Source organism: Devosia sp. Leaf64, from assembly GCF_001421945.1.
In the GTDB taxonomy this organism is placed as follows: Bacteria; Pseudomonadota; Alphaproteobacteria; order Rhizobiales; family Devosiaceae; genus Devosia.
This window is the reverse complement of the sequence record NZ_LMLO01000018.1, coordinates 264365-276915: the sequence shown is the minus strand read 5'-3', so window position 1 is coordinate 276915 and position 12551 is coordinate 264365. Positions and strand designations below refer to the sequence as shown.

Annotated in this window: 14 protein-coding genes; 6 read left to right on the top strand and 8 right to left on the bottom strand. The window is 59.9% G+C overall.

The window, feature by feature from the left end:
* The first annotated feature begins 87 nt into the window (after positions 1 to 87).
* From ASE94_RS10500 to ASE94_RS10490, 3 genes are all read left to right on the top strand, one after another.
* The gene (locus ASE94_RS10500) at positions 88 to 858 is read left to right on the top strand and encodes an alpha/beta hydrolase (protein ID WP_062630350.1); all 771 of its coding nucleotides are present in this window, start codon (positions 88 to 90) and stop codon (positions 856 to 858) included.
* 80 nt (positions 859 to 938) lie between these two features.
* Entirely contained in the window at positions 939 to 1763 is an 825-nt protein-coding gene (gene cysE, locus ASE94_RS10495; RefSeq protein ID WP_062630349.1) for a serine O-acetyltransferase, read from the top strand.
* Positions 1764 to 1875: 112 nt separating this feature from the next.
* On the top strand, positions 1876 to 2094 hold the full coding sequence (locus ASE94_RS10490; RefSeq protein ID WP_061911375.1) for a DUF3126 family protein: 219 nt from the start codon (positions 1876 to 1878) through the stop codon (positions 2092 to 2094).
* A 16-nt stretch (positions 2095 to 2110) separates the two neighbouring features.
* Here ASE94_RS10490 and ASE94_RS10485 read toward each other — a convergent pair whose 3' ends face one another.
* A complete protein-coding gene (locus ASE94_RS10485) occupies positions 2111 to 2767 on the bottom strand; it encodes a hypothetical protein (RefSeq protein ID WP_061911377.1) in 657 nt (218 codons plus the stop codon).
* Between the two features lie 113 nt (positions 2768 to 2880).
* On the opposite strand from ASE94_RS10485, the gene ASE94_RS10480 reads away from it, so the two are divergent.
* Entirely contained in the window at positions 2881 to 3201 is a 321-nt protein-coding gene (locus ASE94_RS10480; protein ID WP_062630347.1) for a hypothetical protein, read from the top strand.
* Positions 3202 to 3321: 120 nt separating this feature from the next.
* On the opposite strand, the gene ASE94_RS10475 is transcribed toward ASE94_RS10480, so the two are convergent.
* The 3 genes from ASE94_RS10475 to ASE94_RS10465 form a co-directional block, all read right to left on the bottom strand.
* A complete protein-coding gene (locus ASE94_RS10475) occupies positions 3322 to 3945 on the bottom strand; it encodes a transglutaminase-like cysteine peptidase (RefSeq protein WP_061911381.1) in 624 nt (207 codons plus the stop codon).
* A 211-nt stretch (positions 3946 to 4156) separates the two neighbouring features.
* Entirely contained in the window at positions 4157 to 4780 is a 624-nt protein-coding gene (locus ASE94_RS10470; RefSeq protein ID WP_062630346.1) for a PilZ domain-containing protein, read from the bottom strand.
* A 70-nt stretch (positions 4781 to 4850) separates the two neighbouring features.
* Positions 4851 to 5525, bottom strand: coding sequence for a PAS domain-containing protein (locus ASE94_RS10465; RefSeq protein WP_162236081.1), 675 nt, complete (start codon positions 5523 to 5525; stop codon positions 4851 to 4853).
* 160 nt (positions 5526 to 5685) lie between these two features.
* On the opposite strand from ASE94_RS10465, the gene ASE94_RS10460 reads away from it, so the two are divergent.
* Together ASE94_RS10460 and ASE94_RS10455 are read left to right on the top strand one after the other, a co-directional pair.
* Positions 5686 to 6420 carry a rhomboid family intramembrane serine protease gene (locus tag ASE94_RS10460; protein WP_082461149.1) on the top strand — a complete coding sequence of 245 codons (735 nt, stop codon included), beginning with the start codon at positions 5686 to 5688 and terminating at the stop codon, positions 6418 to 6420.
* Positions 6421 to 6530: 110 nt separating this feature from the next.
* On the top strand, positions 6531 to 8330 hold the full coding sequence (locus ASE94_RS10455) for a hypothetical protein (RefSeq protein WP_156352104.1): 1800 nt from the start codon (positions 6531 to 6533) through the stop codon (positions 8328 to 8330).
* 92 nt (positions 8331 to 8422) lie between these two features.
* Here the strand turns inward: ASE94_RS10455 and ASE94_RS10450 are convergent, their stop codons facing one another.
* Genes ASE94_RS10450 through thrS form a run of 4 tightly spaced genes read right to left on the bottom strand, consistent with a single transcriptional unit; the run spans position 8423 to position 12490 of the window.
* A complete protein-coding gene (locus ASE94_RS10450) occupies positions 8423 to 9799 on the bottom strand; it encodes a hypothetical protein (RefSeq protein ID WP_062630342.1) in 1377 nt (458 codons plus the stop codon).
* Between the two features lie 24 nt (positions 9800 to 9823).
* Positions 9824 to 10255 carry an alternative ribosome rescue aminoacyl-tRNA hydrolase ArfB gene (arfB, locus tag ASE94_RS10445; RefSeq protein ID WP_062630341.1) on the bottom strand — a complete coding sequence of 144 codons (432 nt, stop codon included), beginning with the start codon at positions 10253 to 10255 and terminating at the stop codon, positions 9824 to 9826.
* 20 nt (positions 10256 to 10275) lie between these two features.
* Complete coding sequence (locus tag ASE94_RS10440; protein WP_062630340.1) at positions 10276 to 10473, bottom strand: hypothetical protein; 198 nt, start codon at positions 10471 to 10473, stop codon at positions 10276 to 10278.
* Between the two features lie 28 nt (positions 10474 to 10501).
* A complete protein-coding gene (gene thrS / locus ASE94_RS10435) occupies positions 10502 to 12490 on the bottom strand; it encodes a threonine--tRNA ligase (RefSeq protein ID WP_062630462.1) in 1989 nt (662 codons plus the stop codon).
* Positions 12491 to 12551: the final 61 nt, after the last annotated feature.

Sequence of the window (12551 nt, the reverse complement as noted above, 5' to 3'; positions counted from 1 at the left end):
AGGGCCAGTGCTCACCTCGTTGTCGCACTCGTCAGGGTGGCACGGCTGGGTCGCACGCGATAAGACGTCGCGCAAAGGAGCCTCCCCATGCCCATGTTCCAATCCGGTGGTTATTCCCTCGCTTATGAAATAGCCGGCGAAGGCCCTGCAGTCCTTTGCATTCATGGCTTCGCCTCAAGCGGGCGCGTTAACTGGATCGAGACAGGCTGGGTCGATACGCTCGTCGGCGCGGGCTATAGGGCCATCACCTTCGATCACCGCGGCCATGGAAAGTCAGACAAGCCGCACGATCCCGATGCCTATTTTCCTGAGCGAATGGTCGAGGATAGTTTGGCGCTGCTCGACCACCTTGGTGAACAGCGCGTCGCGGTTCTCGGTTATTCCATGGGCGCCCGCGTTGCCGCCTTTCTCGCCTATGATCATCCCGAACGGGTGGCTGCAGCCATTTTCGGCGGGATGGGCATGAACCTGATCAATGGCCTCACGGACGGAAACGACATCATCTCGGGGCTCCGTGCACCAAGCCTCACAGACCTGACCCACCCAACTGCCCGCCAATTCCGTATCTTTGCCGATCACACGGGGTCTGATCGCGAGGCTTTGGCTGCCTGTATGGAAACGTCCCGGCAGCCGATGGCCCGCGCCGATGTCCGCCGAATCGAGGTTCCGGTCCTCGTCGCAGTTGGCGAAGCCGACGAAATGGCTGGCCCACCCGAGCCGCTGGCCGAACTTCTTCCGCAGGGCGAAGCATTCGTGATCCCGCGGCGCGATCACATGCGCGCTACGGGAGACACCAAATTCAAGGCAGCAGCGCTCGAATTTCTGGGGAGGACTTTTCCTCCTGCGATAAAAGCGTGAACCAATCCATGCGCCTGGCCTTTGTATTGAGCAACCAGATGCTTTATATCGGTATTTCTCGATAAAGCGGAGCTCGGCCCATGAGCGTCAACGTCCAGAAGTCGGCACAGATCAAATCGGTCGATCCCGTTTGGGAGGCGGTTCGCGCTGGCGCGCGCCAGATTCTGGACACCGATCCTGCGCTGGGCAAGATGGCGCTGACGACTGTTCTCAATCACGAGACCTTCGAAGAAGCCTTGGCGCAGCGCCTTGCTGCGCGGCTCGATCACGAAGACGTCTCGGCCGACATCATCCGTCAGACCTTTCTTGAAATTCTCCGCGACGTTCCGGCCATCGGCGAATCTGCACGGGTCGATCTCGCGGCCACGCTCGAACGCGATCCGGCCTGCCACAGGGCTATCGAGCCCTTGCTCTATTTCAAGGGCTATCAGGCCATCCAGACCCATCGCTTTGCGCATGCTCTCCTAAAAGCTGGACGCCGCGATTTTGCGCTCTACCTTCAGAGCCGCGCTAGTCAGGTCTTCCAAGTCGATATCAATCCCGCAGTCGTCATGGGCAAGGGCATCATGCTTGATCATGGCACCGGCCTCGTCATCGGCGAAACCGCAGTCATCGGCGACAATGTCTCGATGCTCCAGAACGTTACGCTTGGCGGCACCGGCAAGGCCGACCAGGACCGTCACCCGAAAATTGGCAATGGTGTACTGATTGGCGCCGGTGCCAAGGTGCTCGGCAATATCCAGGTCGGCGATTGCTCGCGCATCGGCGCGGGGTCGGTGGTTCTCAAGGAAGTGCCGCCCCGGACCACTGTCGCGGGCGTTCCGGCCAAGGTCATTGGTGAAGCCGGTTGTGCACAACCCGCATTGATCATGGACCAGATGGTGCTGGTTCACGAGAACCCGTAAGCGACGGCAAGCCTTTGCCAAGCGTTGTTACCGCTAAAATGGCTGGGGCAGGGGTTGTCAGCATCCGCTCAGTCACTAGATTGCGCGCCAACCCAACAGCAGGACGATTGCCGTGAACCATCCCGAGATCATCAAGCTGCAGAAATTCCTGCAACAGAAATTCAACAACAAGAACATCGACGTGCGTCCGCGCGCCAAGCTCAACGATTCCGTCGAGGTGTTCATCGGCGACGAGTCGATCGGTCTCATCCATCTCGATGATGAAGACGGCGACAAGTCCTACATGTTCTCGATGTCGATCCTCGATATCGATCTCGACGATATCGAATAGAATTGAGATCGGCGCCCTAGTTGGCGCCGATTTTCTGTAACCACTGCCCCATCTGCGCATCGAAGTCTCGCCAGTCGGTGAGCATGGTGGCGTCGAAGCTATAGATCGCCGCCAATCCCGATGTCAGTTGCGCCGTACGCACGCAGCGACTTGCGGCATCCACTTCCACCGGCGCAATGCACTTGGCGACGAATGGCTGAGCAGCCAGCGCGTCATACCACAGCACCTCGCCGGCATATCCACTTCCCCCGAGCGTCTGGCCAATGAGCCCCGGCACGCCACTAAGTGTGCCCTTGGCAAATTGATGCACGTAGACGCTGTCGAGCAATTCACTGCTCGCGCGCGCCCGCGATCGAGGCACCAGCGTCACATCGACGACGCCAGACGCCAGATGAACTGATAGATCGACCTGGCTGACAAAGCCGGTCTGCATCTGCTCGCCAAAGCGAAACCAGTTCTGGGGAATCGTTAGTTCACGGCCACCCACGGTCTGCACGATGGCATTGCCATCGCCCAGCGAAGCGGCCGTCCGTGCGCCGGGTCGGCTTGTCTGATCGACGAGATAGGCCGCGCCGACAGCCAGCAGCAATACGCCGAGCGCGATCCCGGCCAGGTTTTGCATCAGGCCTGAAATCTGGCCTTGAGCCGTGTTCGAATGGGATGTCGCGGACATGACCGGTATTAACCAGTTTTCGGAAGCGGAGGTGACACTTCACTTCAGCCGCAATATGGTTACCAAAGCGTTAAGTTTGGTTCTGCCGAGGGTCGGCGGCTGAGGAGGCTTTGATGACGCGCGAACTACTTCTTGCGGCCTTCATCATGGGCGTGGGGCTTTCCATTGCTGCAGCGGGTACGCATTTATACCAGGGCGTCGCCCGACAGCAGGCCATGCTGAGGCTCGATGGCCGAAGCCTGTGGGGCGCGGTTGGTCACCTTGCGATGAGCATTATCTGCGGTCCTTACATCATGCTGCATATGGGCTGGCAGCATGAAGACGACAGCACTCTGTCCATGACTTCGGCTCTTATCGGTGCGCTCGTCGCCTTTACATGGGCTTTCGTCACCGGTCTTTTCTTTATGAGCTTTTACGTCGCATTCTTTCGCTGACGTCTAGCCAATCTCAAATACAACAAAGCCGGCCTCGCTAAGCGAGAGCCGGCTTTGTTCTTCAGGCCCCTATCAGGGATCAGATGGGCGGGGCCCGGAAACTCTAGCTCAAGCGCCGTACTAGTTCGCGGCGACGATGGTCGTGCGATCGTCCAGCATATCGACCCACTGACCGGCATTGGCCTGGGTCTGGCGCTTGAGGTATTGGTACGGCGTCTCATTCCAGAGCCGGATCGCTCCGTCCTGATTGTCGAGCACGAGGTCGCCGCGATCGGTGCGGACCATCAGCACGGCATGGCCACTGCCATCGGTCTGGCGCACGACGGAAATCAGCAGTGTGCTCACCGGCCATCCGGCCTCGATCAGCGCGCGGCGCTTGGCGAGAACAAAATCCTCGCAGTCGCCATAGCCGCTGGTCGGATAGGTCCAGAATTCTTCGACCTGATAAAGTTCTTGGTCGGTTACCGGGATGATGGTCTGGTTGAAGTGCGCGTTGATCGATACGAGCTGCTGCCAATTGGTCTCATTCAGAGTCACGGCGGACTCGACGACACTATTGGGCATGCACTCGCCGGGGCGCTGGCGGCAAAAATCGAGATGGCCGACAGGAATAGACGTATTGGTGGACGCAACCTGGATGTAGGCGGCGTTGGTGAAGTCGAGCGCTGCGCTTGGCTGGGCCCAGCCCGCTAGCGCTGCTACCGCTATCCCCGCGGCGCCGAGGCGCCTGAAATTGATTGTCATTATGCGATCTCCTGATGGAGACCACGCTAAGGACCGCCGATTGCCCCGCTCCGAAAACGAGAGCGCAGTTTTTATGCGTATTTGAGTTGAATTTGAGCCGTGTTTTAGTCAGGCCCGTAACGTCTGGTTTACGCTGTCGTCGCGCCCTCAAACGCCAATAAAAAAGGACGCGACCAGCGCGTCCTTTTTCAGTTCTGAACTGTGTGAACCCTCAGCTCATCATGCGCAGGTTCTGCTGCACGACGTTGAGCATTTCCTGCGCCGCCGCAAATTCCACTGCGACGCCATTCTGGAAGTGACGGACGACCCGCGCGCGCATGCGGCCAATTGTGATCGGCGTGCCCATTGCCGGTCGCACGTCGAGCTCGACGGCAGCACCCGAGAGCGAAATGTCGATGATCTTGCAATTGTAGCGCCGACCGTCATCGAGCACGACAGTCGAGTGACGCAGATCAGGCACGACGCGTTCGTGCCGGCGATCCTCTGGCAGATTGAGGATATCCTTGTTGGCGAGCCAGGTGAGCTGCGCCGCCATCTTGTCGCGCTTGCGCTGCGTTGCGGAGATATCCATCGTGAATCCGCCGTCCGCGTGGGATTGTAGCGTGCCCTCGATGCGGCCGAGATGATCGAGATAGGCGATGATGCGCTCGCCCTCAGCGCCGGAGACCGGCGCGATGAGGAAAGCATCGCCCGGCGACATCTCTAACACCTGGCAGGGAAATTCGCGTCGATCCGCAAGCATATAGCGGCCAAGGATCGAGACCTTGACGCGTTGAAAGCGGTTCTCTTGCCCAAAAGCAAGTGTGCGGGGAGAATCCAGATCGTCACTAAGCATGCGCTACCGGTTCCTGCCTACAGCACCTAATGCAAGCAGGATACCGATTCTGGGTTAACGCATGGTTGGATTAGTGGCGCCCACCATCGATGACGGCGAGGTGTGCGTAACGACGTGCGCTGCGGCCATAAAGGGTAGTCTGCATGGCGCCGATCGGCGCTGCTGGCGCAAAACCGATATCGTTGACGACATTGGCGGCGACTTCGCGCACAGATTCCTCGCGCGGCATTTCGTCCGGCCAGATCAAGCGCAGGCCCGTGATCCGCTGCTCGGCGATCGGCTGTACGCCCAGCCAATAGGGTTCGTCCTGAGCGGTCATGGCGCCGAGAATCCGCGTGTGGCTCGAGCCGTTATGACGGAGCGGCATCAGGATCAGTTCGAACGAGGTCTTGGTGTGAAGGGCAGTGGTGCCCTGGAACGTGACGAGCGCAACGGCGTGGTCTTCGGTCACGGCGCGGATCAGCGTATCCATCGCATCCTGGTCGCGATCATGCCAGAGAGCCGAGAACGACCGGCCCTTCAATTCGCGGCAATAGCTGGTGCAGAGGTGCGAGCCGGCAAGGCGGAAGGAAAACTTGTCGTCCTCGTTGAGTTCGAGAATGAACGTATTGGCCAGAGCCTCACGGATGCGGGTCGGATCGATATCCTTACGGTCGGGCGCGCTGCGCGCACCACGAATCGTGTTCCAATAGGTATAGAGCGTATTGGTGCTCGGCATCTGCATGGTTCGGACCCGCTTTGTCATGAGAGGCAACCTCTCGCCGTGAGAGTCGTCTGCCGCGTCGTGACAATGGCAAATCGGTAGGGCGATTGCCTGCTTAAACATTAATTAAGGTTAACGCGGGTGTCCCAATGTGGAAAAGACCAGCGTAAGCCAAGGAGCCGTGGGCTCTGGGAGACTGTGGATGAGCGAATTAGACCAAACGCCCGGTTCTTCTGGACGTCCCGCGCGCGAGCCGATCTTCCTGTTACCGGCATCCGTTACGGTGCTCGTCGGAATTCTGGCAGCGATTCATGTCGCTGCAACCATGGTCCTTAACGAAGAAGGGCAGACCCAGCTCTACTTCTGGTTCGCGTTTCAGCCGCTGCGGATCGTCCTCGCCGCCCAGGATTTAAGCGTCGCCATCCCGCTGATTTGGACCCCATTTTCGCATGCCTTTCTTCATGGCGGTTGGGACCATTTGCTCGTCAACGTCGCCTGGCTCGTCATATTTGCAAGCCCGGTGGTGCGGCGCTATGGGGCAGGGCCGATGCTCGCGATTTTCCTTCTCTCTGCCGCCGGCGGCGCCGCGGCGTTCGCTGCGACATCGCTTTATTCCGGCGCCTATCTCATCGGCGCTTCCGGTGGTGTGGCGGGGCTGACCGGTGCTGCCGTGCGCTTCATTTTCCAGCCTATTCTCTACGCGCAGCATCCCGAGACTGGCCAGCGCATCGTCCTCGGCAGGCGTCTTGCGAGTATGCGCGAGACTTTCGTCAATCCGCGGTCGCGCTTTTTCACCCTCATCTGGCTCCTGCTCAACGCTGCGGTCCCCTTGGCGCCACTTTTGATGGGCACAAGCCTTGGTGTCGCATGGCAGGCGCATCTTGGGGGCTTCTTGACTGGCTTCCTGATGGTCGGGCTTTTCGAACGGCGCACATGAGGCTCCGCTTGCCGCGGTCGCAGCATTTGCCTGCACGCGGATAGGCGGATATTCCTTTGGCTAGAGATCGGCGGCACGGTGCAAGGTCCGCCCACAACCGGGAGAACCACATGACTTTGAAATTCATGTCGAGACGCACTCTGGCAGCGATCACTGCTGCATGTCTTGTCAGTGTTGCTCTACCTGCAGCGCCCGCTTGGGCGCAGAAGACCAAGGACAAGCACACGAGTGCCCCGGCAACCCAGGAATCCTCGATCGATGATGTTTCCGTGTCGATTCCGACGGTCGATGCGGTCAATTCGTCGATCGATGGCGACACTATCAAGTCGATTCTCTCCGGCGACATCGAAACGAATGCAGAAGCGTTGAGCACCCTCAACGCCGACAGCATCACCGTTCCGGAAATCTCCATCAACATTACCTCGACCGTCGAAGGCAAAGCTCAGGAAGCCGTCCTGACCTTCACCAACCTCGTCCTCGAAGACGTGGTCGATGGGGTGGCCGCCAGCGCCAGCCTCGACGGTACGGGAATGACCATGCCCGAAGGTGGCGCCGATTGGGGCGCAACATCGGTCAGCAATTTCAACATCCGCGGAATTCTCGGCATCTACGGCCTCGTCGACGCCGGTGAATCCGAGGAGATGCAGACGCTCTATTCCGACTTCAAGATGGAAGGCGGCACGTTCGAAGCGCCCGAAATGACCTGCGAGATCGGTCCTTTCGAAGGTGGCGGCGTCCGCGGACGTCCGCTCAAGACTTCGATTATCGAATTCGTCCATCTGGCGCAGCGGATGGAAGCGGATCCCGACATGGCCGATCCGGCGCTCTTTGGCGAGTTCGTCAAGATGTATGCCGATTTTCTGACGGCGTTCGAAAGCGATCCTTTCACCTTTGAAGGTTTTGCCTGTGACGGGCAGGATGACCAAGGTCAGCCGATGACCTTCAACGTCGGCAATGTCACGATGGGCGGCATGACCCCCGGCATCTATCCGCAAATTTCGATGGATGGTTTTGACGTGTCGGTCGAGGGCAATGGCGCAGTCTCCATCGATAACGTTACCGTCAAACAGTTCGATATGACCTCGACCATCGAGGCGCTCGCCCATGTACCTGCCGGAGTGGACGAGGCCTGGTTCGATGCCAATGCCCGCACTTTGGTCCCGTCGTTCGAAGGGTTCTCCTTTGCCGGACTGTCGGTCGATATCCCCGACCCCGAAGCCGATGGTGAGCGCGTCGTCTTTGACGTCGACAATTTCGACCTGACGCTGGGCAACTATGTCAACGGCATCCCGGGCATGATCGATACCTCCGCCACGGGTATCAAGGCGGCGCTGCCGGAAGAAAGCGGCGATCCGCAACTGCAGCAGTTGATCTCGCTCGGCATCAAGGACATCGACGCCGGCTTCCGCTTTGCCGCAGCCTGGGACGAAGCAACCGACACGATCGACGTCAGCGAGATTTCCGTCACCGGCAAAGATCTGGCGAACATTGTGCTGACCGGTACTTTCGCCAATGCAACGGAAACCTTGTTCTCGCTCGATGAGAACGAAGCCATCGCTGCCGGCATGGGAATCGCGGTCAAGGCACTCAACCTCGACGTCACCGATTCTGGCCTCTCGGACATCATCCTTGCGGTCGTCGGAGCAGAGCAGGGCACTGACCCCGCAACGCTGCGCCCGGTCTTCGCCGGTCTCGCTGAAGGCACTGTTGTCGGCATGATGGCTGGCGCTGCCGACGCGGCCAAGCTCGGTCAGGCGATCAACCAGTTCGTCAGCGGCAAGGCCAAGTCGCTCAACATCGCCATTGAAGCCAAGGAAGATCCCGGTCTCGGCATGGCTGACTTCATGGCCGCCGAACAGGATCCCACGGTTCTAATCGACAAGGTGAATATCACCGCCGCAGCGAAATAAATAAAAGGGGCGGCTCACAAGGCCGCCCCAAGTCTTTGGGAATTCGCTTCCGCTCAAAATGGATCCCTGCGCCGGGACGATAGCCGAGGTTCTTAGCGAACCGCCTTCTCCAGCGCTCCCATAGACCAAGCCAACAATTCCGCGGCCCGGTCCGCTGTCCCAGCTTCGACATAAGAGCGTAACTCCGGCGCATTGCCCGAGGCGCGGAAATGTACCGTCTCGCCGCTCTTGAGATGGAATTGCAGCCCGTCGATGGCATTCACACTGGCGATCTCATGGGGCGCAAAAACCTCTGCCGCGTACCCGCTATCTTTTTGCAGACGCTCAAGAAACGGCCCACTACGATCGCCCGGCACGTTCTGCAACCGGTCTGCCACCGCCACCTGCAACGGCAACCGTGCCACCAGTTCCGCCACCGAAATCTTTTCCGCCGCGGCTAGGCCGAGCGCAGCAATGACCGGCAGAATCGCGTCGCGGGTCGGCAGGGCCGTGAGGTCAAAACCTTCACCAACAAACGTCCCACCATTGGCCTCGAAGCCGACGACCTTTTCAGCCTTTTCCATCTCCGCGACGACAAAAGGCGAGCCGACACGGGTCCGAACGACTTCTGCAAAGTAGCCCGTGCGCTCGATCGCCGAATTCGACGTCACCGGCGTTACCACAGTCTTTGCCGACAAGAACCGTGCCGCCAGCAAGCCCAGCGCATCGCCGCGCACGAAATTGCCGCTGCCATCCATCACCAGCGGCCGGTCCGCATCGCCGTCCGCTGAAACGATCGCATCAAGCTCATGCTCGCGCACCCAGCCGGGCAGGGGGGCGAACAGGGCATCCGAAAACGCCTCGGTATCCACCGGCACGAACACATCGCTCCGCCCCAGCGACACGACTTTCGCCCCAAGCGCCGCCAGCACCTCGCCCACCAGTTCTCGCGACACCGTCGAGTGCTCGAAAACCCCGATCTTAAAACCTTCCAGCGCGCCGACCGGCAACAGATCCACGCAGCGATCGCGATATGCTTCCAGCGTTTCCTCATTTTCGTCGAGCACCGATTCATCGTAGTCCGGCACCTCGACATCCGACAGTGACGCGACGATGCCCGCTTCATCAGCCTTGCTGACTTCGCCGGCCGGTTTGTAAAATTTTAGACCATTGCGATCGGCGGGAATATGGCTGCCGGTGATCATCACCGCAGCGCTCCCGGTCGTCATCGCCTGCAACGCCAGCGCCGGCGTCGGCACCGCGCCACAATCCACCGGCTCGAACCCGGCATGGGCAATCGCCGCGAGGCAATCCTCGGCAATCGCCGGGCTGGATGGCCTGAGGTCATAGCCGACCAGCACACGCCCGCCTGCCATCTGCCGCGACGTTTGCAAATGCCGCAAGAACGCTGTCACATAGCGGCGCGCCGGCTGGCCTTCGAGATCGACCACGAGGCCACGCACGCCACTGGTCCCAAACTTCAAACTCATGACACTGTCCCCGATGTCAGAAAACTAATCTTCGAATTGCGGCCGTCCGCGTCCGGTCTTGATGCTGGAGCGATTGGATTTGGCGTCGAGCCGCCGCGTCTTGGAGGCGAGCGTCGGTCGCGTCGCGATGCGCGGTTTTGGCGGATAGGCGCCTTCGCGCAGCAGCGCCACAAGCCGCGCCTGCGCTTCCGCCCGATTGAGCGGCTGATCGCGATGGATATTGGCCAGAATGACGATCACGCCATCCTTGGTCATTCGGCTGCCCGCCAGCGCCGCCACGCGTCGCTTCATCGGCTCGGGAATATTGGGAGAATTTTCGAGATCGAAGCGCAGCTGCACCGCGCTTGCGACCTTATTGACGTTCTGTCCGCCGGGCCCGGAGCCGCGCACAAAAGTCTCCTCGATCTCGCCGGGATCGATGGAAACGGAGCGGGTTATGGCAATCGGATCAGCCATCGACCCGCTCCTTCTTGTCCTCAGCGCTTCCAGCGCCCAGTGAAATAGACCTCTTCATCATGGATGACGCGGCCTTTTTCGGTCGTCCGGAATTTGCCCGGCTCGACCTCTTCCACCCACTTCTTCTTCAGCATGCCGGCAAAGGTTTTTTCGCCGATATCCTTGAAGTCATTCGGGCCGAGGACCTTGTCCTCGCCCAGATGAAACAGTGCCTTCATTTCCCGATTAGACGGACGCTGCGGCATCTTATGCAGCCTGCGCCTTATCCTTGAGATCAGGCGGGGTCGCCTCGGTAAGAAGCGAAACGATCGCTTCCATCGATGGCATGACCTGCTGGCCCTCGGTGCCGAGACGACGCACGGAAACCGTGCCTTCCTCGGCCTCGCGCTTGCCCACAACGAACATCAACGGCACCTTCTGCACCGAATGCTCGCGCACCTTGTAGTTGATCTTCTCGTTGCGGGTGTCGAGCTCGGCACGGATGCCTACGGCCCGGAGCTGGTTGACCAGCTTCTGACCATACTCGTCCGCTTCCGAAACGATGGTCGCAACCACAACTTGGGTCGGGGCCAGCCACACCGGCATCTTGCCGGCGTGGTTCTCGATCAGGATACCGATGAAGCGCTCGAGCGATCCAAGAATCGCGCGATGCAGCATCACGGCAAACTGGCGCGAACCATCCTCGGCGACATAGGTCGCGTTCAGACGCTCGGGCAGCACATAGTCGAGCTGCAGCGTACCGACCTGCCAGGAGCGACCGATGGCGTCCTTGAGGTGGAACTCAAGCTTTGGTGCATAGAACGCGCCTTCGCCCTCGGCGATCTCGAAGTCATAGCCGGTCGCGCGCAGGGCATCGCCCAGCGCCTTTTCGGCTGCATCCCAACGCTCGATGGTGCCGCCGAATTTCTCCGGCCGCGTCGCGAGCTTGATGACGACATTGTCGAAGCCAAGATGCCCATAGACCGAATAGAGCAGGTGCACGAAGTGCTCCGTCTCGCTCTGGATCTGGTCTTCGCGGCAGAAGATATGCGCGTCGTCCTGAGTCATCTGCCGCACGCGCATCAGGCCATGGAGTGCACCATGGGCCTCGTTGCGGTGACAGCAGCCGAACTCGGCCATGCGCAGCGGCAGGTCGCGATAGCTCTTGATGCCCTGGTTGAAGATCTGCACGTGGGCAGGGCAGTTCATCGGCTTGAGGGCCAGCAAATCGCCGACGTCCTCAAACACCGGACCTTCTTCATCCGTGTTCGGGACGACGTCGGGTACGACGAACATGTTCTCGCGATACTTGCCCCAGTGCCCGGATTGCTCCCAGAACTTGGCGTGCATCAATTGCGGGGTTTTCACCTCGACGTAGCCCGACGAATTCAGGCGACGGCGGATATAGGCTTCCATCTGGTTGTAGATGGTGAAGCCGCGCGGATGCCAGAACACCGAGCCTTGCGCCTCGGCCTGGAAGTGGAACAGGTCCAGGTCTTGGCCGATCTTGCGATGGTCGCGCTTTTCCGCCTCTTCAACCATGACGAGGTAGGCGTCGAGCTGTTCTTTGGTCGCGAACGCAGTGCCGTAAATGCGCGAAAGCACCGGGCGATTGCTATCGCCACGCCAATAGGCACCGGCAACCTTGGTCAGCTTGAACGCCTGGCCGACATCCTTCACGGTCCGCATATGCGGGCCGCGGCAAAGATCGATCCACTGACCCTGCTTGTACATCTTGAGCGATTGGTCAGCCGGAATCGCGTCGACCAGCTCGACCTTGAACTCTTCGCCCTTGGCGCGGAAGAAGTCCTTGGCCTGGTCGCGCGTCCACACTTCCTTGGTGAAGGCGGCACCACGATCGATGATCTCGCTCATCTTCTTTTCGATGACGCGCAGCTCATCTTCGGTGAACGGCCCGGCTTTGCGGAAAAAGTCGTAATAAAAGCCGTTTTCGATCACGGGGCCGATCGTCACCTGCGTATCGGGCCACAGCTCCTGAACAGCCTCGGCCAGCACGTGCGCGGCGTCGTGGCGGATAAGCTCGAGCGCGTCCTTGGACCCGGAATCGCGCGTCACGAACTCGATCTTGCCGTCAGCGTCGAGCGCATCCGAAAGATCGGAAACGACGCCGTTCCAGCGCATGGCGATGGTTTTTTTGGCGAGGCTCTTGGAGATGCCCTCGACCACGGTGGTGCCGGTGGTGCCGCGCGGATATTCGCGAGCTGCACCATCGGGGAACGTCACCTTGATCGTCATTTTGGATCTCCAGAAATTGGGATAATTGCAGCGCGAAATCGCCACAAGGCGGCCTGAATAG

Bases quoted from the DNA above. Each gene is read 5' to 3' on its own strand.
- ASE94_RS10500 (WP_062630350.1), top strand. From the start codon at position 88: ATGCCCATGTTCCAATCCGGTGGTTATTCCCTCGCTTATGAAATAGCC.
- cysE (WP_062630349.1), top strand. From the start codon at position 939: ATGAGCGTCAACGTCCAGAAGTCGGCACAGATCAAATCGGTCGATCCC.
- ASE94_RS10485 (WP_061911377.1), bottom strand. From the start codon at position 2,767: ATGTCCGCGACATCCCATTCGAACACGGCTCAAGGCCAGATTTCAGGC.
- ASE94_RS10480 (WP_062630347.1), top strand. From the start codon at position 2,881: ATGACGCGCGAACTACTTCTTGCGGCCTTCATCATGGGCGTGGGGCTT.
- ASE94_RS10475 (WP_061911381.1), bottom strand. From the start codon at position 3,945: ATGACAATCAATTTCAGGCGCCTCGGCGCCGCGGGGATAGCGGTAGCA.
- ASE94_RS10470 (WP_062630346.1), bottom strand. From the start codon at position 4,780: ATGCTTAGTGACGATCTGGATTCTCCCCGCACACTTGCTTTTGGGCAA.
- ASE94_RS10465 (WP_162236081.1), bottom strand. From the start codon at position 5,525: ATGACAAAGCGGGTCCGAACCATGCAGATGCCGAGCACCAATACGCTC.
- ASE94_RS10460 (WP_082461149.1), top strand. From the start codon at position 5,686: ATGAGCGAATTAGACCAAACGCCCGGTTCTTCTGGACGTCCCGCGCGC.
- ASE94_RS10455 (WP_156352104.1), top strand. From the start codon at position 6,531: ATGACTTTGAAATTCATGTCGAGACGCACTCTGGCAGCGATCACTGCT.
- ASE94_RS10450 (WP_062630342.1), bottom strand. From the start codon at position 9,799: ATGAGTTTGAAGTTTGGGACCAGTGGCGTGCGTGGCCTCGTGGTCGAT.
- arfB (WP_062630341.1), bottom strand. From the start codon at position 10,255: ATGGCTGATCCGATTGCCATAACCCGCTCCGTTTCCATCGATCCCGGC.
- ASE94_RS10440 (WP_062630340.1), bottom strand. From the start codon at position 10,473: ATGAAGGCACTGTTTCATCTGGGCGAGGACAAGGTCCTCGGCCCGAAT.
- thrS (WP_062630462.1), bottom strand. From the start codon at position 12,490: ATGACGATCAAGGTGACGTTCCCCGATGGTGCAGCTCGCGAATATCCG.